This window comes from Kribbella sp. CA-294648 (assembly GCF_050943845.1).
In the GTDB taxonomy this organism is placed as follows: Bacteria; Actinomycetota; Actinomycetes; order Propionibacteriales; family Kribbellaceae; genus Kribbella.
The window spans coordinates 6,046,381-6,063,543 of the sequence record NZ_CP191981.1 but is presented as its reverse complement, the minus strand read 5'-3'; the positions used below and the strand labels follow the sequence as shown (position 1 = coordinate 6,063,543).

Annotated in this window: 15 protein-coding genes; 9 read left to right on the top strand and 6 right to left on the bottom strand. The window is 69.1% G+C overall.

Translation table 11 applies throughout. The features are described 5' to 3' along the window. On the top strand, positions 1-1,041 hold the full coding sequence (locus ACQPYM_RS28620; RefSeq protein WP_433006432.1) for a DUF2332 domain-containing protein: 1,041 nt from the start codon (positions 1-3) through the stop codon (positions 1,039-1,041). A 156-nt stretch (positions 1,042-1,197) separates the two neighbouring features. Here ACQPYM_RS28620 and ACQPYM_RS28615 read toward each other — a convergent pair whose 3' ends face one another. From ACQPYM_RS28615 to ACQPYM_RS28605, 3 genes are all read right to left on the bottom strand, one after another. Further along, entirely contained in the window at positions 1,198-1,941 is a 744-nt protein-coding gene (locus ACQPYM_RS28615) for an arginase family protein (protein WP_433006429.1), read from the bottom strand. 195 nt (positions 1,942-2,136) lie between these two features. After that, positions 2,137-3,144: a hypothetical protein gene (locus ACQPYM_RS28610; RefSeq protein WP_433006426.1), complete on the bottom strand. Its 1,008-nt coding sequence runs from the start codon at positions 3,142-3,144 to the stop codon at positions 2,137-2,139. 3 nt (positions 3,145-3,147) lie between these two features. Continuing rightward, positions 3,148-3,588: a hypothetical protein gene (locus ACQPYM_RS28605; RefSeq protein WP_433006423.1), complete on the bottom strand. Its 441-nt coding sequence runs from the start codon at positions 3,586-3,588 to the stop codon at positions 3,148-3,150. Positions 3,589-3,701: 113 nt separating this feature from the next. Between ACQPYM_RS28605 and ffh the strand changes: the two genes are divergently transcribed. From ffh to ACQPYM_RS28565, 8 genes are all read left to right on the top strand, one after another. Further along, on the top strand, positions 3,702-5,270 hold the full coding sequence (ffh, locus tag ACQPYM_RS28600) for a signal recognition particle protein (RefSeq protein ID WP_433006421.1): 1,569 nt from the start codon (positions 3,702-3,704) through the stop codon (positions 5,268-5,270). Positions 5,271-5,456: 186 nt separating this feature from the next. Beyond that, the gene (locus ACQPYM_RS28595; protein ID WP_433006418.1) at positions 5,457-6,875 is read left to right on the top strand and encodes a lytic transglycosylase domain-containing protein; all 1,419 of its coding nucleotides are present in this window, start codon (positions 5,457-5,459) and stop codon (positions 6,873-6,875) included. Positions 6,876-7,155: 280 nt separating this feature from the next. After that, complete coding sequence (locus ACQPYM_RS28590; protein WP_433006415.1) at positions 7,156-8,325, top strand: lytic transglycosylase domain-containing protein; 1,170 nt, start codon at positions 7,156-7,158, stop codon at positions 8,323-8,325. A 191-nt stretch (positions 8,326-8,516) separates the two neighbouring features. Beyond that, positions 8,517-9,608, top strand: coding sequence for an amidohydrolase family protein (locus ACQPYM_RS28585; protein ID WP_433006412.1), 1,092 nt, complete (start codon positions 8,517-8,519; stop codon positions 9,606-9,608). Between the two features lie 196 nt (positions 9,609-9,804). Then, entirely contained in the window at positions 9,805-11,193 is a 1,389-nt protein-coding gene (locus tag ACQPYM_RS28580; RefSeq protein WP_433006409.1) for an N-acetylmuramoyl-L-alanine amidase, read from the top strand. 127 nt (positions 11,194-11,320) lie between these two features. Then, a complete protein-coding gene (locus tag ACQPYM_RS28575) occupies positions 11,321-12,553 on the top strand; it encodes a histidine kinase (protein WP_433006406.1) in 1,233 nt (410 codons plus the stop codon). Beyond that, positions 12,544-13,182, top strand: a complete 639-nt coding sequence (locus ACQPYM_RS28570; RefSeq protein WP_433006403.1) for a response regulator — start codon at positions 12,544-12,546, stop codon at positions 13,180-13,182. Before ACQPYM_RS28575 ends, ACQPYM_RS28570 begins: the two co-directional genes overlap by 10 nt. A 100-nt stretch (positions 13,183-13,282) precedes the next feature. Further along, positions 13,283-14,419 carry a S1 family peptidase gene (locus ACQPYM_RS28565; RefSeq protein WP_433006400.1) on the top strand — a complete coding sequence of 379 codons (1,137 nt, stop codon included), beginning with the start codon at positions 13,283-13,285 and terminating at the stop codon, positions 14,417-14,419. A gap of 43 nt (positions 14,420-14,462) precedes the next feature. Here the strand turns inward: ACQPYM_RS28565 and ACQPYM_RS28560 are convergent, their stop codons facing one another. The 3 genes from ACQPYM_RS28560 to ACQPYM_RS28550 all read right to left on the bottom strand — a co-directional run bounded on the left by ACQPYM_RS28560 (position 14,463) and on the right by ACQPYM_RS28550 (position 16,960). After that, complete coding sequence (locus ACQPYM_RS28560) at positions 14,463-15,245, bottom strand: M23 family metallopeptidase (RefSeq protein ID WP_433006397.1); 783 nt, start codon at positions 15,243-15,245, stop codon at positions 14,463-14,465. 143 nt (positions 15,246-15,388) lie between these two features. Further along, a complete protein-coding gene (locus ACQPYM_RS28555; RefSeq protein WP_433006394.1) occupies positions 15,389-16,741 on the bottom strand; it encodes a flotillin family protein in 1,353 nt (450 codons plus the stop codon). Positions 16,742-16,765: 24 nt separating this feature from the next. Continuing rightward, on the bottom strand, positions 16,766-16,960 hold the full coding sequence (locus tag ACQPYM_RS28550) for a hypothetical protein (protein WP_433006391.1): 195 nt from the start codon (positions 16,958-16,960) through the stop codon (positions 16,766-16,768). Positions 16,961-17,163 lie beyond the last annotated feature (203 nt).

The following is a 17,163-nucleotide window of genomic DNA, read 5'->3' as shown; positions in this document are numbered from 1 at the left end:
GTGAACCTAGTACAAGCGTTGCAGCGGCAGGCGGTGGCTTGCGAGGACCTGGGATCGCCCATGTACGCCGACTTGTTGCGGCGGCTTGTGGACGACTATGAGCTCGGTGGTTCGTCCACCCGGGTGCTCGCCGGGTTTGAGTCACTGCCGCCAGATGCTGCGCTCGGGTTGCGGTTGCTGGGCGCAGTACACCGGCTGGTGTTGTCCGGGGCGGCGCCTGAGCTTGCTGCGTTCTACCCGAGTGTTGGCGGCCAGTGGGACCCGGTACTCGGCTGGGAGGCCTTCGACCAGGTCCTGCTCGCACGTGGACCCGAGCTGCGCAACCTGCTGACCCAGGCGCCGCAGACGAACGAGGTCGGCCGCTCGACTGCCCTGTACGGCGGACTGCTGCGGCTGGCCGAGGTCGTGCCGCTTCCCGTGCGGCTGTTCGAGATCGGCGCGAGTGGCGGGCTCAACCTGCGGGCCGACCACTTCCGCTACAACCTGCCCGACGGGACCAGCTACGGGCCGGCTGAGAGTCCGGTTGTCTTGGAAGACGCCTGGTCCGGCCGTGAGATCACCCCGGCTCCGGTGCGCATCGCAGAGCGGGTCGGCAGCGACATCTCGCCGGTGAACCCGCTCAGCGAGGACGGGGCGCTCACCCTCACGTCGTACGTGTGGCCGGACATGACTGCCCGGCTGGAGCGGCTCCGCGGAGCACTGGAGGTCGCACGGAAGGTGCCGGCCGACGTACGGCGTGAAGACGCGCTGTCCTTCCTGCGGAACCTGGAGCTGGCCGAGGGGCACGTCACGGTCATCTGGCACTCGGTCATGTGGCAGTACCTCGCACCAGCGGAGCAGGCGGCAGCGGACAAGCTGATCAACGCACTGGGAGCCAAGGCGACTCCGGCGACTCCGCTGGCCCACCTGTGCCTGGAGCCGATGCGCCGTACGCCGGACGCCGAGCCCGAGTTCCTCGTCGTGCTGCAGACCTGGCCCGGCGGAGTGCCCCGCATCCTCGGCACCGCCGACCCGCACGGGCTGCCGGCGTACTGGGAGTAACCCGCACCCCCTGGCGCCCAGCCCCCGACGCTGCCCCCTCCTCCCGCATTTCGGCGGTCAACCACCGACTTTGTGGGTTGCCACCCCTGATTCCGGGGTGGCAACCCACAAGCTGAGTGGTTGACCGCCGAAATGTGGAGGAGGGCGGGGCGGTGGTCAGGGGGTGAGGGCGTCGACCAGGGTGTCGGTGAGTTCCCGCGCATAGCGGCCGTCGGGGTCGAGGTCGGGGTCGAAGATGCCGATGTCGATGCCTACGCAGCTCGGTGAGGCGAGCAGTGGCCGCAGGAGTTGGCGTAGGTGCTCGTGCCGCAGGCCGCCGGGGTCCGGGCTGTCGACGGCCGGCATCACCTCGGCGTCGAGGATGTCCACATCCAGGTGCACCCAGAACCCGTCCAGGTCGTCCCGCTCCAGATGAGCCAGTACTCCGGCCGCGGCGGCCGCCGGGTCGTCGATGACGGTGAGCGCCGACCAGTCGGGGATGCCCGCTTCGCGCAGGCTGTCGAGGTAGGCCTCGTCCTCGCGGTACCCGAGCATCACGGCGTCGGTGTCGCGGACGTACGGCTTGAGGTTCTCCAGGTCGGTCAGGTCGTCCTGCCCGCGACCGGTCACCAACGCGAGCGCCTCACCACCGGCGGCCCCGACGTACTCGTCGTTGTCGACGGTCCGGAAGTCGGAGTGACCGTCGAGATAGACCACGCCGTACCGGCCACGCCGCTTGAGCGCCAACGCCGGCCCGAGCAGATTGCTGCACTCCCCACCCAGCAACACGACGAATTTGCCATCATCGAGCAGGGCACCGAGCCGATCGGCAAGCTTGGTCGTGTACGTCGCCATGGCACCGGCGTTGAAGACCCCGTCCCCAGGCTTCCAGTCACCCCGGTCATACCGCGGCGGCGTCACACACCCCGCGTCCTCAGCCCCAATCCTGCGCACAAACCCTTGATCCCGCACCGCCCCCGCCAACTTGTAACACCCCGGCACAGCCCCCACCACCGGCGGCCGCAACCCCAAGTTGGACGGCCCATCGAGCACGACCTTGCTCTTCCCCACACCACACCCCTAACCACAGCCACGCAATCATCCGGTTAGCAGACCCTACTCCCTCCCGCTTCCTCTGTCCCGCCCCGTCGCCGGACCAACCCGCGCATCCCGCCCTCGCCCCCCATCCCCAAGCACCGGCCGCCACCGAGTAGCCCCCGCAGCCCCCGCCTGCCCACCCAAAAACCGCATCTCCGGATGCTCCTTCGAAGAGGCCGCCGCGGGCCGGTCGCCCACGCTCACAACGTCAACCTGCGGATTCGGCGACTCACTCGGAAACGCCTCGCCGGACTGGGCGCGGTAGTGCCGCCGAATCTCCTCCACCGTGGAATTCAGCTTCCCCCGGATCTCGTCCGCCACCTTCTCCCCGACCTCGCGGGAGCTGTCCTTCAGGATCGGCCATCCCCGGTGAAGCATCGGCGCGATCAAGGCCGCCCGGACTGCCCGCCGATGCTCCTGTCGGAATGGCACGACGTCCGCCAGCCGATTCCGCAGTACGCCGTCCGCCAGTTGATCGAAGTGCATCACCGCCGGGCCGCGCGTGCCCTCGGCGATGAAGGTGGTCCGGTCCTTGGCCGGCCCAGAGGCCTGCAGAGCGAGGCTGTCCATCGCCGCGAAAGCACCCGGGTACTGCGGCTCGGTCAGCCTCAGGTGCGGATAGCCCGCACTGGCCGCGAAGGTTTCGAAGTCGGCGACCGTACGCAGCTCGGCGAATCCCTCGAGGGCGCCCCTGGAATGTTCGGTCCGGACCGCGTTCGGCTCGTTCGGTGCGTCGGTCTCCATGCCGGCGTGCGTCGCTTCGTGCAGGACGGTGGCAAGCGCCTCTGCTCGTTGGCTCGCGGTCGAGGTCGGGTCGGTGAGGTGCTGCAGCACGAGCGGGCCCGAGAGGCTGATGTGACCGGCCTTGGCGTGAAAACCGCCCCAGTGGTCAGCCGAGGTCGCATAGAGGTCGCCGTTCCAGCGGTCAAGGCCCGTCGGCCGGAGGTCCTGAGCCAGCCTGTAGAGCCGCACGAACTCCCGATAGGTCGGCGAGTCGCGGGGGACCAGCCCTCCTGGCTCGTCCATCGGCTACTGGGCCTCGGGTCGCGTCTCCTGCACCGGCCAGCTGGGGTCGCGCAATTCGCGCTCGAGGTGCTCCAGAGACCTGGTCATGGCGCGGATGTGCGGCTCTTCGTCGGGCGCCGCGCGGTCGGCGATCTCCCAGATCCTGCGGCGGGCCTCCGCCAGGGCCGCAAGCTGCTCCTCGACGGGAGCGCCGGTGCGGTAGGCGCCGGCGTGCACCTCGCCGGCCTCGTAGTACAGGTCGCTCCAGTCGCGAGGCGGCTCAGGCGGCTCGGCCAGCCGGTCGATCAGCACCTTGGTCCACTCCTGGTCGTGCTCGGAGGCGTCGTCGGGCACCAGCGCACGCAACCCGGCCTGGACCTCCGCGATGTCGACGCCGTCCTCGTTCTGGATCCTTTCGCGGGCGCGGAGGAAGGCGTTGTTGAAGGTGGCAAGGTCCAGTGGCATGGGGATGACGATATCGAGCGGGTGCCGGGTGGGGTGGGGGTTATCCACAGGTAGACTCGTCGGGTTGCCGGGTTCCTGGCTCTGCTCCATCGGAAGAAACGGACTGTCTTCTCGTGTTCGACACGCTTTCTGATCGCCTGTCCGCCACCTTCAAGAATCTGCGCGGCAAGGGCAAGCTGACCGACGCCGACATCGACGCGACCGCCCGGGAGATCCGGATCGCCTTGCTGGAGGCCGATGTCGCGCTGCCGGTGGTGAAGGACTTCATCGCCGCGGTCAAGGACCGCGCGAGTGGTGCCGAGGTGCGCGGTGGGCTGAACCCGGCGCAGCAGGTGATCAAGATCGTGAACGAGGAGCTCGTCACGATCCTCGGTGGCGAGACGCGTGAGCTGCGGATGGCCAAGCGGCCGCCGACGGTGATCATGCTGGCGGGTCTGCAGGGTGCCGGTAAGACGACGCTGGCCGGCAAGCTCGCCAAGTGGCTGAAGGAGACCAAGCACCAGACCCCGATGCTGGTCGCCGCGGACCTCCAGCGGCCGAACGCGGTCACCCAGCTGCAGGTGGTCGGCGACCGGGCCGGCGTACCGGTGTTCGCGCCCGAGCCGGGTAACGGTGTCGGTGACCCGGTCGACGTGGCCCGGCAGGCGATGGACGAGGCGCGGACCAAGCAGTACAGCGTGGTCATCGTCGACACGGCCGGCCGGCTGGGTGTCGACGAGGAGCTGATGAAGCAGGCCGCGGACATCCGCGACGCGGTCACTCCGGACGAGATCCTGTTCGTCGTCGACGCGATGATCGGACAGGACGCGGTCACCACCGCGCAGGCCTTCCTCGACGGGGTCGGCTTCGACGGCGTGGTGCTGTCCAAGCTCGACGGTGACGCCCGCGGTGGTGCCGCGCTGTCGATCGCGCAGGTCACCGGCCGCCAGGTGATGTTCGCCTCGAACGGCGAGAAGCTCGAGGACTTCGACGTCTTCCACCCCGACCGGATGGCGTCGCGCATCCTCGGCATGGGCGACGTGATGAGCCTGATCGAGCAGGCGGAGAAGTCGTTCGACGCCGAGTCGGCGGCCAAGACCGCCGCCAAGCTGCAGAAGAAGGGCGGCAAGGACTTCACCCTCGACGATTTCCTCGCCCAGATGCAGTCGGTGCGCAAGATGGGTCCGCTGACCAAGATCTTCGGCATGCTGCCCGGCGCGGCCCAGTTCAAGGACCAGCTGGAGAACTTCGACGAGCGCGAGATCGACCGGATCGAGGCGGTCATCCACTCGATGACCCCGGCCGAGCGGGCCGATCCGAACATCATCAACGGCTCCCGCCGGCTCCGGATCGCGAACGGTTCCGGCACCGAGGTGGCCACCGTCAGCGGCCTGGTCGAGCGGTTCTTCGAGGCCCGCAAGATGATGTCCGCGATGGCCACCGGCAAGGGCATGCCGGGGATGCCCGGGATGCCCGGGATGCCGGGCATGCCGGGCATGGGTGGCGGCAAGAAGGCCAAGCAGCAGGCCAAGAAGGGCAAGCCCAAGCGCGGCTCGGGCAACCCGGCCAAGCGGGCCAACCAGGGCACCAGCGAGCCGGCCGCACCGGCGGCGGGTCAGCTCCCGGCGGCCTTCGGCGGCGGCGCCGCGGGTGGCGACTTCGAACTGCCCGACGAGCTGAAGAAGATGCTCGGCGACAAGTGACCCCAGCCCGCGGCCGCCACCGCGGGCGGCCGGTTCGCGAGCACGAGGCGGTCCCGGAGCGCAAGTCATCCATCGGGCAGCAACCCCAGCCCGATCGTCCGCGGTTGCCCAGGCCCCGCCGAACGATAAGATCATCACTACGCCCGAAGCACGCCGGTACTGCGAAACGTTGTGGGGACGGTTCGGATGAGGCAGCAGTTCAGGAACCTGGACACCTGGCGGGGGAAACTGACCGCCGTCTGGGTCTGTGTTGCGCCCCCGACCGCTCTGGTCGTGGTGTTCGTGGCCGGGGGAGTCACCTCGAACACGTTCATCGTCGACGCCCAGGCGCTGAGTCAGCCGCGCCAGGACTCCGTCTTCGACGAGCTCGCCCAGAACCTCCCGTCCGGTCCTGGCGTCGACGGCAGTGTCGCCACCGAGCAGAAGTCCCAGATCCAGGTACCGGTCACCGGAGCCGTGGACAGCACTCAGCAGCCCGGGACAGGGGTCACCGGTGACGCCTCCGGCATCCCGGGGACCGTGCTTGCGGCGTACCAGAAGACTGCGAACGACCTGGCGCTGGCCCAGCCGAACTGTGGCATCACCTGGCCGCTGCTGGCCGGTATCGGCAAGGTCGAGTCCGCGCACGCCAGTGGCGGCCGGGTCGACGCCGCCGGGCTCACCCGCGGCAAGATCCTCGGTCCCGTCCTCGACGGCGGCCCGGGGATGGCGGCGATCTCCGACACCGACCAGGGCGCGTACGACGGCGACACCAAGTGGGATCGCGCGGTCGGCCCGATGCAGTTCATCCCGGGCACCTGGAAGGCGTTCGGCGCCGACGGCAACGGTGACGGCGTCAAGGACCCGCACAACATCTTCGACGCGGCCCGTTCGGCCGGCAACTACCTCTGCTCGGGCGGCGCGAACCTCAAGGACCCGCAGGGCCTGGTCCAGGCGGTACTGCGGTACAACCACTCGATGGACTACGTGTCCACCGTGCTGCGCTGGATGCAGACGTACAGCAAGTCGACCGTGACCATCCCGGACGACAGCAACCCGATCACCCCGCCGGTGGACGAGAACGGCAACGTCGACCGCGAGGACGACCCGACCGAGGTGCCGACCACGCCGACCACCCCGGTCGAGCCGACGACGCCCCAGCCGACGACTCAGCCCACGACCCCGCAGCCCACCACCCCGCGCCCGTCGACGCCCCGGCCGAGTACGCCGACGCCCACCCCGACGCCGCCGAAGACGCCGCAGAACACCCCGCCGACCACCATCCCGACCCGGCCCATCACGACGCCGACGCCGACCCCCACTCCGACGCCGACGCCAACGCCAACGCCGACCCCAACGCCGACTCCCACTCCGACTCCCACTCCGACTCCGACTCCCACTCCGACGCCGACTCCCACTCCGACGCCGACTCCCACGCCGAGCCCGACTCCGACGCCGACGCCCTGTGGCCCGAACGAGACGGTGCCGCCGACCGCACCCCCGGCGCCCGCCCCGAGCTGCACCGCGCCGCCCACGCCGACCTCGGCCCCGGACGAGACGACCCCGACCCCGGCCCCGGAGAACACGTCACCGACTCTGACGCCGTCCGGAACGCCCTCGTCCTGAGGTCGAAAGTCCCAGAGATCGGGCACTGAACGTTAAGATTTCCCATCGCGGGCCCCGCGGGGCGCCGGGTCGGGGTGCCCTTACTGAGCGTGGACGGGCACCGTTCGGCGCAGTTCCGGAGCCGCTGGGCTATCGGCTCAGGTAACTTTCCGTCGCTCCTCGGTAACTTTGCGGCGTGTGGGTCGTTGGGGGAACTATGCGCCTAACCCGTAGTGGAAACCGTCGGGTCAAAATCATCATCGCCTCACTGTGCACGGCCCCCCTCCTGGTGGGGGCCATCGTGACAGTCGCCTCGGGCGGAGCCGGTGCCTCCGGCCAGCTCGCGGCGGACAGCCCGGTCGCCCCTTCGCCTGGGGCCGGACTGAACAGCGGTGAATTCGACGAACTGACCATGATCGTCCCCCAGCGTCCAGGAGTGGACGGCCGGATCGGAACGGACAAACCTGCCCGGGCCGACGTGCCCGTACAGGGTGCCACCGACGGCCGGTCCGTGGTCCGGCCGGGACGACCCGGTGCCGTCAACGGCATCCCCCGCGGGGTCTTCCCCGCCTACCGCCGCGCCACCGCCAACCTCGCCGTGGTCCGCCCCAACTGTGGCCTCACCTGGCCGTTGCTGGCCGGGATCGGCAAGGTCGAGTCCGACCACGCCGCCGGCGGCAAGGTCGACGTGGCCGGGACCACCCGGGGCAAGCTCCTCGGTCCGGTGCTGAACGGCCGCCGCGGGACCGGCCGGATCAGGGACACCGACAAGGGCCGGTACGACGCGGACACCGCCTGGGACCGCGCCGTCGGGCCGATGCAGATCGTCCCGGGCGTCTGGAACGAGTTCGGTGCCGATGGCAACGGTGACGGCTTCCGCAACCCGAACAACGTGTACGACGCCGTCACCACGGTCGCGGTCTACCTGTGCTCCGAGGGCGACGACCTGAAGCGTCCGCGCGACCTGGTCGCCTCGCTGCTGCGGTACCAGCACTCCAAGGACTTCGTCGCCACCGTCCTGCGCTGGATGCGGGTCTACAGCAAGAGCGCCGTCCTGGTGCCGAACGCGACCGGCAAGCTGGCCCCGCCGAAGCCGACCGGCAACGTCGAGAGCAACGTCGATCCGCGCGAGGTTCCGGAGGTTCCGGACAGCACGGTGACCCCGACGCCGGCGCCGACCGTCCAGCCGCCCGTGCTGCCGCCTGCGCAGACGACCGGCAAGCCGTCGATCCCGGATCCGATCACGACGCCGACCGTGCGCCCGACCCGTCCGACGTACACCCCGCCGCGGCCGACCCCGACGCCGAGCGACACCCCGACGCCGACGCCGACTCCCACCCCGACGCCGACCCCCACACCCACCCCGACCGACACACCCACGCCGACCCCGACCACCACCCCGTCCGGCTCGCCCTGTGCGACCGAGACGAACCCCACCCCCTGCACCCAGGGCAGCGGCTCGCACGGCTAACCCAGGGGCACGTTGGGCAATTCCGTGCGTGCTGCGCGGCACTCGGCACGGCACCTCGGCGCACTGGAGCAAAAGCAACGATGGAAAAACATCGGGGCGTCCGCTCCAGCACGCCGAGCTACCGCACCGAGCACCTGCTCGCGACTGCACGGAATTACCCGACGCGCCCCAATCCGGCTACGGTCAGCGGTATGACCGCCACCGGTGTACTACGGCTTACCGGCACGGTTCTGCCGGCCGGTGAGCAGCAGGAGCTTCACCTCAGTGGCGGGCTGGTCGTCGACCGGCCCGCCACTGCTGACGTCACCACCGTCAGCGCGGGCGGCTGGATCGTGCCCGGTCTGGTGGACGCGCACTGCCACATCGGCCTGGACCAGCACGGTGCGGTCGAGCGGGACGTCCAGGAGCAACAGGCGATCACTGAACGGGACGCCGGCGCGCTGCTGGTCCGCGACGCCGGCTCGGCCGCCGACACCCGCTGGATCGACGAGCGGGAGGACCTGCCGAAGATCATCCGGGCCGGCCGCCACATCGCCCGCTCCAAGCGCTACATCCGCAACTACGGCTGGGAGATCGAGCCGGACGAGCTGGTCGCCTACGTCGAGCAGGAGGCCCGCCGCGGCGATGGTTGGGTCAAGCTGGTCGGCGACTGGATCGACCGAGACGCAGGCGACCTGACCCCGTGCTGGCCGCTCGATGCGCTCACTGCGGCCATTGCCCGCGCTCACGAGCTCGGTGCCCGGGTCACCGCGCACGTCTTCGGCGAGCACGCCCTGCCCGACCTGCTGACGGCGGGCATCGACTGCATCGAGCATGGCACCGGCCTACTACCGCCCATGCTCGACCAGATGGCCGCACACGGCGTCGCAGTGGTCCCGACGCTCATCCAGATCGAGAACTTCCCCCTGTACGCCGACCAGGCGGCTGGCAAGTTCCCCGTGTACGCCGACCACATGCGCGATCTCTACACGCGCCGGCTCGACACGTTGCGCTCCGCCTTCGAGGCCGGAGTACCGATCTATGCGGGGACTGACGCGGGGGGAGTGCTCGGGCACGGGCTGGTCGCGGCGGAGATCCAGGCGTTGACCAACATCGGGATGTCCGGCGAACAGGCGCTGGCTGCCGGCTCGTGGGCTGCCCGCGACTGGCTGGGTGCGCCCTCGACACTGGCGCCGGGCGATCCGGCCGATCTTGTCGTGTACGCCGAGGATCCGCGGGCCAACCCGGCGGTCCTGTCCCACCCCGAATGCATCGTGCTGCGCGGTCGCGTCTACCGCTCCTGACCCGAAGAAATGGCAGGATCGCGGCTGAACGGCTGCGTGACCGAACAATTTCAGCCCGTGACGGGAAATATTCACGTAACTACTGGCCGCGGCGGAAGATATTGCCCTACCGTGAGTCGCACCCGCCGAACGCCCCTCGGTGGGACGTCCGTCGCGGGAGGCGCGGTGGACGTCAGATGGGAAGGAACGAACCCCGATGGGTAAGACCGCCCTAGTGCCCAGACTGACCGCGCTGCTCGCCGCAGCCGCTGCCGGAGCGATCGCCTTGAGTGGCGCGCTTCCCAGTACTGCCGCGCCGACGCCCGACTCGACCAGCCCGACCAGCTCGGCTGTGCCGGGAGACCTCGCCACGGCCTTCGACACCGCCGCCGCCACCTACGACGTACCGCGGGAAGTGCTGGTCGGCATCGGCTATGCCGAGTCCCACCTCGACGGCCACGACGGCCAGCCGAGCCAGAGCAACGGCTACGGCCTGATGCACCTGGTCAGCAACCCGCTGAACCCGACGATGTCCGAGGCCGCCAAGCTGACCGGCCTGCCGGTCGAGAAACTGGCCAAGGACTCGACCGCCAACATCGCCGGGGCCGCCGCTGTCCTCGACGCGTACGCCGACAAGGCCGGCCTGACCGGCGAGGCTCGCAAGAACATCGCCAAGTGGTACCCGGTCATCGCGCAGTACTCGCACTCCGCCGATGCCCCGACCGGCCGGCTCTACACCGACGAGGTCTACCGGATCATCGGTGCGGGCGTCGGCGCCGCGGGCGTGCACAGCGCTCCGAAGAAGGTCACCCCCGAGCGTGGCGCCTACGCCAAGGTGGCTCCGCTCGGTGCCAAGTCCACGACGTCACTGGCGGCCGTGGACTACCCGGGCGCGATCTGGAACGCGGCCAGCACGAGCAACTACCGGGTCGGCCGCACTGCCGCGATCAGCACCATCGTCATCCACGTGACCCAGGGCTCGTACGCCGGCACGATCAGCTGGTTCAAGAACCCGGCGTCCCAGGTCAGCGCGCACTACGTGATCCGCTCCAGCGACGGCCAGGTGACCCAGATGGTGGCCGAGAAGGACACCGCCTGGCACGTCCGCAGCGCCAACCCGTACACGATCGGCCTCGAGCACGAGGGCTTCGTGGACAACCCGGCCTGGTTCACCGACGCGATGTACCGGTCGTCGGCGGCGGTCACCAGGAACATCGCCGACCGGCGGGGCATCCCGAAGGACCGGGCTCACATCCGCGGCCACAGCGAGATCCCGAACAACGACCACACCGACCCGGGTCCGAACTGGAACTGGACCTACTACATGCAGCTGGTCAACGGCGGCACCACCCCGACGTACAACTTCACCACGTACGGCGCCGGCGTCCGGGTCCGCACCGAGCCAAGGCTGAGCGCCCCGATCATCATGGAGCTGCCCGGCCCGACCCGCGTCTTCGTGACGTGCCAGAAGCAGGGCGACACGGTCACCGCCGAGGGCACCACCAACAACTGGTGGGCCAAGCTGCGCGACCAGGGCGGCTACATGTCCAACATCTACATCCAGGACCCGAACCCGAAGCTCCCCGGCGTCCCGGTCTGTCCGTAGCGTTGCGGCCCGGGGTCTGTCGTTGACAGGCCCCGGGTCTCCACCTGGAAGAGTAGAGCCTGCTGTACCGACGGGCGGTGCACTGTTGCGTCAGGATCGATGCTGACGACAACGGAAAGGCTTGACGATGCTCACGAAGATCCTGCGCCGAGGGTGGCCGGCCTGCAAGTACCTGCTCACCCGGTTCTTCATGGGCGTCTCGCTGCTGGCGGTGATGCCCATCATCGTGCTGTTCGGCTGGGCGAGCCCCGACATCACCTCCACCCTGGTGCGGCTGGCCAACCGGGAGCAGCTGGAGGCATCGAATTACCTCGGCCTGCCGGAGCAGCCGGCCCTGCCGTCTGCGGCGCCACGGCGGGCGGGCAATGTGGTCGCGCTGTTCCGTGACCAGGCCTTCCGGCGCAGCATCCGGGTCCTACTGATGCCGATCGTGATGATCCCCGAGCTGTTCGTTGCGGTGATCGCCCTGGTGGCGGTGCCCGCGGCGCTGGCCAGCATGGTGCTGTGGCCGCTCGATCCCGGCAACTTCAACCTGGTTGCCGTGCCGATCGACAGCTGGTGGAAGTCGCTGCTCTTCGGCCCGCTCCAGATCCTGCTGGGCCTCGGCCTGCTCGGCTGGGCGGCTCCTGCTGTGGCCGGCTTCCACGCCCGGGCGGTACGTCGCCGGCTTGCCCCGAGCGCGGCCGAACTGGAGGCTGCTCGCCTCAGCGAGCGAGTAGAAGAGCTGACCCGTACCAGGGCTGGTGCGGTTGACTCGCACGGGGCTGAGTTGCGCCGGATCGAGCGGGATCTCCATGACGGTACGCAGGCTCAGCTGGTCTCGCTCGCCATGCGGATCGGCATTGCCAAGCAGACGATGGCAGCGGACCCGGAGAAGGCCGCCAAGCTCCTCGACGACGCCAGGGACGGCGCGGAGCAGGCCATGACCGAGCTGCGCGGCGTACTGCGCACCATGTACCCGCCGATCCTGGCTGACCGTGGTCTGGCGGGTGCTGTCTCGGCCCTGTGCGCCCGGAGCCCGATCCCGGTCGAGCTGCGCATCGGGGAACTCGGCACCGTCCCGGCCTCGGTGGAAGCCGCCGCGTACTTCGTGGTCGCCGAGTCGCTCACCAACGTCACCAAGCACTCCGCGGCCGGCCATGTCGACGTACTGCTCGAGCGGCGCGGCTCACAGCTCTACCTGGCCATCACCGATGACGGCATCGGCGGAGCCCGGATCAGCGAGCAGGCGGACCTGCTGGGCCGGGGGAGCGGCCTGCATGGCATGGTGCACCGGGTGGAAGCGATCGACGGTCAGATGGAGTTGCAGAGCCCGATCGGTGGGCCGACGACGGTCGAGGTGATCCTTCCGTGCGAGTAGTGATCCTGGAGGACAACCCGATCCTCGCCGAAGGGCTCGGCCTGCTGCTGGGCAACTCCGGGTTCGAGGTGGCTGCTGTCGCCGGTGACGCGGACGAGTTCGCCAAGGCGGTGGCCGAGCACCGGCCCGACATCGCGGTGGTCGACGTACGGCTGCCACCCTCCTACACCGACGAGGGTCTGCGGGCCGCGATCGAGGCCCGCCGGCTGCGACCGGGCTTCCCGGTGCTGGTCTTCTCGCAGTACGTCGAAGAGGTGTACGCGGCCGAGCTGCTGGCGGCCGGGAGCGAGGGGGTCGGCTACCTGCTCAAGGACCGGGTGTCGCGGGTGGATGAGTTCATGGAGGCCGTACGCCGGGTGGCGGCCGGCGGGACGGTACTGGACCCCGAGGTCGTCAGCCAGCTGATGGTGCGGCGCAGCGATCCGCTGGAGCGCCTGACGTCGCGGGAGCGCGAGGTGCTCGCCCTGATGGCCGAGGGTCTCGGCAACACCGCGATCGCGCAGAAGCTCGTGATCAGCGAGGGTGCCGTCCACAAGCACGTCGGCAACGTGTTCCTCAAACTCGACCTGCCGCCCACTGACTCGGGCCACCGCCGGGTCCTGGCCGTGCTAGCTCACCTAGGTCTCTGACCACTTCCCGACAGAAGCTTGACCAGAGGTGACCACTAGGACACTCTCGGTCTAGAGAGCGCTCTCATCGCACCGAACCGCCCCTAGGTGAGGAGAGTCCATGAAGGTTCTAGCTGCTGCTGTGCTCGTTGCGAGCGTGGTGGCCGTCCCAAGCCAGGCCGTGGCCGCAGGGCCCGAGCAGGTTGATCAGCAACTCGCAGTACCGTCGCAGGCGGCTGCCCTGCGGGCAGATCTCGGCCTGACCGAGCAGCAGGCCAAGGAACGGCTCAAGGCCGAGTCTGTCGCCACCAAGCTCGTACCGACCGCGCAACGCGCTGCAGGAGCCGCCTTCGGTGGTGCCTGGTACGACGCCGCGCGGCAGCGGCTGGTCGTTGGCGTGACTAGCCCAGCCGTAGCGGACGCAGTACGGGCCACTGGCGCCGAGGTGTCCGTAGTACCGGCTACTGCCAAGCAATTGACGCAGCGCAAAGCTGCTGTCGACAAGCTGGCCGGTAAGGCGGTGCCGGATGCAGTCAGTGGCTGGTCCGCTGACCCGCAAACAGGCAGCGTAGTGGTGAATGTCCAAGCAGGTAAGCGTTCCCCGGCGGTCGAGGCCTTCGTAGCCAAGGTCTCCAAGGCAGGTCCTGTGACGGTCAAGGAGGTCGTGGACCAGGCGCCGCGTACCTTCGCCGCCGGGACCGTCGGGGGAGACCCGTACTACACCGGCAACGTCCGTTGCTCGATCGGCTTCTCCGTACACGGCGGGTACGTCACGGCCGGCCACTGCTCGGGTGCGGGCGCCAGGACACGCGGCTGGGACGGGTCGGCTCAGGGAGTCTTCCGCGGCTCGTCCTTTCCCGGCAACGACTACGCCTGGGTCCAGATCGACAGCGGGTGGTGGACGGTGCCCGTAGTACTGGGCTGGGGTCAGACCAGTGACCGGCTCGTCCGCGGTTCCTGGGAAGCCCCGGTCGGTACGTCGGTCTGCCGCAGTGGCTCGACCACGCACTGGCGCTGCGGCACGATCCTGGCCAAGAACGAGACGGTGAACTACGGCAACGGGCAGCTGTTCTACGGCGCCACCAAGACCAACGTGTGCGCCGAGGGTGGCGACTCGGGTGGCTCGTTCATCACGGGTGACCAGGCGCAGGGTGTGACGTCCGGTGGCTGGGGCAACTGCAGCAGTGGCGGCGAGACCTGGTTCCAGCCGGTCAACGAGATCCTCGGGGCCTACGGGTTGAGGTTGCACACCGCATGAGAAAGCCGGGCCCACCCCCAGGGTGGGCCCGGCCTAGTGCGGGTCAGCAGGTTGGCACGCCTGGGAGTACTGCGCTCGGATGGTCGATGTAGATGTTGCTGACGAAGCCGGCCGGGCTGGCCAGCTTGGCCCACCAGTTGTTGGTGTAGCCCTCGGCGTTCACCGTGTCTCCTTGCTTCTGGCAAAGGACCCGTACCGAGGTCGGCCCACCCAGCGTGGCCACGACCGGTGAGCTCAGGTACGCATCGGCCCGCACCCGTACGCCGGATCCCCAGGTCATGAAGGGAGTCCCGGGCTGGCTGCCGCAACCGTTGTCGCTGGTGAGGAAGTACTGGTTGTACGAGCCCGGGTAGGCCAGGCCGGAGCCGTTGATGACGATGTTCTGCCCGACCCCGTTGTACAACTGCTCGTAGTGGATGTGCGGCCCACTGGAGTTGCCGGTGCTCCCGGTCGTGCCGATCTGCTGGCCCTGGCCGACCTGGGCGCCGTTGGCAACGGAGAAGACGCCGAGGTGGAAGTAGTAAGTCTTCCAGCCGCCCCCGTGGTCGATGGCGATGTAGTTGCCGGCCCCACTGGGCTGCGAGTACCGGTACGCCGTACCGCCGGCCGAGGCCAGGACGGGAGTGCCGTTGGTGGTGCCGTCAGTGCGGACGAAGTCGAGAGCGCGACGGACCTCGGCCGAGTGGTGGCTGTAGGTCCAGCGCTGTCCACACGGGTACGGAGCCTTGAAGTTCGGCGCGGCCATCGCCTCGGTCGGTACCGCCACCAGGGTGGCGGTACCGACCAGGAGGGCGGCCAGGACGGCTAGCAATCGTCGGAGTGGCACGGTGATCAGTCCTTCGGGGCGACCGGTCACGGTTAGTGATACCCGTGACGCTTGGAGTGATGCCCCTCAAGCTAGCGCAGCCGTCGTGACTTAGGAACGGATCAGTCAAATCACGCGTTAATGATTAACTTGTGGTCGAAAGGTCAGGCGGAGGTGTTCTCGTCCGGCACCGCTTCGAGGGTGGCCGGCTTGCCGTTCGTGGACAGCGAGTCGATCAGCTGCTTGGCCAGCGCGAAGCCGGAACCACCCATCGTGATGGTCTTCACCAAGGTGTCCTCGATGCCCTGGGCACCGTTCAGCACGACCATGTTGCCGACCTTCTCGAACGAGCTGGCGGCCGCGCGGACGATCTCCGGGTAGGCCTCGGCCAGCTGCTGGGCGACGACGGCGTCGGTGTTCGTGGCCAGCGCCTCGGCGCGCGCCTTGATACCGGCCGCCTCGGCCATCGCCTTCGCCTGGACGGCGGCCGCCTCGGCCTTACCGTTCAGCTCGGTCGCCTTGGCCTGGGCCTCACCGCGCAGCGTCACCTCGCGAGCGTTCGCCTCCGCGGCCGCGATCTGCGCGTCCCGGGCGGCGCCGGCCAGCGTGCGCTGCTTGTACGCCTCGGCGTCGGCCGGCTTCAGCACCGACGACTCCAGCTGCTTCTCGGCCAGTGACGCGTTCAGCTTCGCGGTCTCCGTCTCGGCGACCACGACCTCCTGCCGGGCCAGCGCCTCGGCCAGCGGGCCGGACTGCGACGCCTTCGAGTTCGCCTGGTCGACCTCGGCCTGGTAACCGGCCCGCGCGATCGAGCTCTGCCGGACCGCGGCCGCCTTGGCCGCCTCGGCGACCTGTTCGCGCTCGGTGGCTTCCCGGTCCCGCTCGGCCTGCGCGATCCGGGCCGCGGCCTCGACGGCGGCGGCCTGCGGACGGCCCAGGTTCTTGATGTAGCCGGACTCGTCGTCGATCTCCTGGATCTGCAGCGAGTCGACCACCAGGCCGAGCTTCTCCATGTCGCCGGCCAGCGAGCCGCGGATGTTGGTGGTCAGCGTCTCCCGGTCGTGCAGCATCTCCTCGACCGTGGTCGAACCGACGATCGCCCGCAGGTGACCGGCGAACAGCTCGTGGATCGTGTTCATCACCTGCTCGTCGCTCTGCTCCAGGAAGCGCCGCGCGGCGTTCGCGATCGAGCCGTAGTCGTCACCGACCTTGTACGCCGTGACGCCCTTGATGTGCAGTGGGATGCCCTGGCTGGAGACACAGGTGACGGTCAGCGGCGTGGCCCGGATGTCGAGCGGCAGCCGGCGGACGGTCTGGAAGCCGGGCAGCACGGCGGTGCCGCGGCCGACGACGATCTTGAAGCCGAGCGTCTCGTTGATCTGCTCCTGGCTCGAGTGCGCGCCGAGCCCGGAGATGATCAGAGCCTCGTTCGGCTCCGCCACCCGCCAGACCATCCGGAACAGGAGCAGGAGGACCACCAGCGCGACGGCGCCGATGATCAGGTAGGTCCAGAGCATTTCCCCTCCAGGGAACAAAAAGAATCAGATGGCGCGGGCGACGTAGACCGTGCGCGGTGGGTCGAACTCGACCACCACGACCGGCGTACCGACCTCGATCTCCTCGTCGGCCGCGGGGTAAGCGTAGAAGGCTTCGGTGGCACCGCGGACCGGCAGCATCACCTCGCCGACGATTCCCGGTGCGATCCGGCCGATCACGCGTCCTCGCTTGCCAACCATGACGCCCCTCCGACGTTCGTTCACCCCCTGTGGGTTCCCGCAGCGTAGGGTATGCCTCCCGATTCCCTGCAGTCGCGAGCAGGTGCTCGGTGCGGTAGCTCGGCGTGCTGGAGCGGACGCCTCGATGCTTTTCCATCGTTGCTTTTGCTCCAGTGCGCCGAGATGCCGTGCCGAGTGCCGCGCAGCACGCAGGGAGTCGGGAG

What these genes read in the sequence shown, in the direction of transcription:
- ACQPYM_RS28605 (WP_433006423.1), bottom strand. Translation starts at nt 3,588, where the DNA reads ATGCCACTGGACCTTGCCACCTTCAACAACGCCTTCCTCCGCGCCCGC.
- ACQPYM_RS28555 (WP_433006394.1), bottom strand. Translation starts at nt 16,741, where the DNA reads ATGCTCTGGACCTACCTGATCATCGGCGCCGTCGCGCTGGTGGTCCTC.
- ACQPYM_RS28575 (WP_433006406.1), top strand. Translation starts at nt 11,321, where the DNA reads ATGCTCACGAAGATCCTGCGCCGAGGGTGGCCGGCCTGCAAGTACCTG.
- ACQPYM_RS28585 (WP_433006412.1), top strand. Translation starts at nt 8,517, where the DNA reads ATGACCGCCACCGGTGTACTACGGCTTACCGGCACGGTTCTGCCGGCC.
- ACQPYM_RS28595 (WP_433006418.1), top strand. Translation starts at nt 5,457, where the DNA reads ATGAGGCAGCAGTTCAGGAACCTGGACACCTGGCGGGGGAAACTGACC.
- ACQPYM_RS28610 (WP_433006426.1), bottom strand. Translation starts at nt 3,144, where the DNA reads ATGGACGAGCCAGGAGGGCTGGTCCCCCGCGACTCGCCGACCTATCGG.
- ACQPYM_RS28580 (WP_433006409.1), top strand. Translation starts at nt 9,805, where the DNA reads ATGGGTAAGACCGCCCTAGTGCCCAGACTGACCGCGCTGCTCGCCGCA.
- ACQPYM_RS28550 (WP_433006391.1), bottom strand. Translation starts at nt 16,960, where the DNA reads ATGGTTGGCAAGCGAGGACGCGTGATCGGCCGGATCGCACCGGGAATC.
- ACQPYM_RS28565 (WP_433006400.1), top strand. Translation starts at nt 13,283, where the DNA reads ATGAAGGTTCTAGCTGCTGCTGTGCTCGTTGCGAGCGTGGTGGCCGTC.